Source organism: Streptomyces millisiae, assembly GCF_031845425.1.
Taxonomy (GTDB): Bacteria; Actinomycetota; Actinomycetes; order Streptomycetales; family Streptomycetaceae; genus Streptomyces; species Streptomyces millisiae.
The window spans coordinates 1-418 of record NZ_JAVREM010000373.1; the positions used below are offsets into that span (position 1 = coordinate 1).

Here is a 418-nt window from a genome sequence, read left to right on the forward strand (position 1 = left end):
GTGCGGGCCCGGGGGTCAGCGCAGCGGGATGTCCACCCGGACCGGTCCCGCCAGGGCGTGGTCCCCGACCGTCACGGTGAGCACGCCGCCGGCGGTCTCCGTGGTGGCCTCGGTCGCGGTGGCCGACGCGAGGTCGAGCGCGGTGGCGTCGGCGTCGAGGGCCACCCGGGTGCCCGCGGGGGCGTCCACGAAGGCGTGCGCGGTCTGCCCGGTGCGGGTCCAGCGGACCCAGGGCTCGTCGGCGGGCCTGGCGAGGCCGGCGGCGAGCGGGCGGGAGCCGAAGACGGCGTCGCCGTGCGCCGCGTTCCACGCGCCGAGCGCTTCGAGGGTGCGCCGCTGCAGGGCGGTGACCTCGCCCGAGGCGGTGAGGCCGATGTTCAGCAGCAGGTTGCCGCCGCGCGAGACGACGTCGAGGAAG

At 78.2% G+C, this 418-nt stretch carries 1 protein-coding gene; it reads right to left on the minus strand.

Going from position 1 to position 418, the window contains the following annotated elements:
- Positions 1-15 precede the first annotated feature (15 nt).
- Positions 16-418 (minus strand): alpha-L-fucosidase (locus RNC47_RS37145; protein WP_311605285.1); only part of this gene is annotated, 403 nt, incomplete at its 5' end.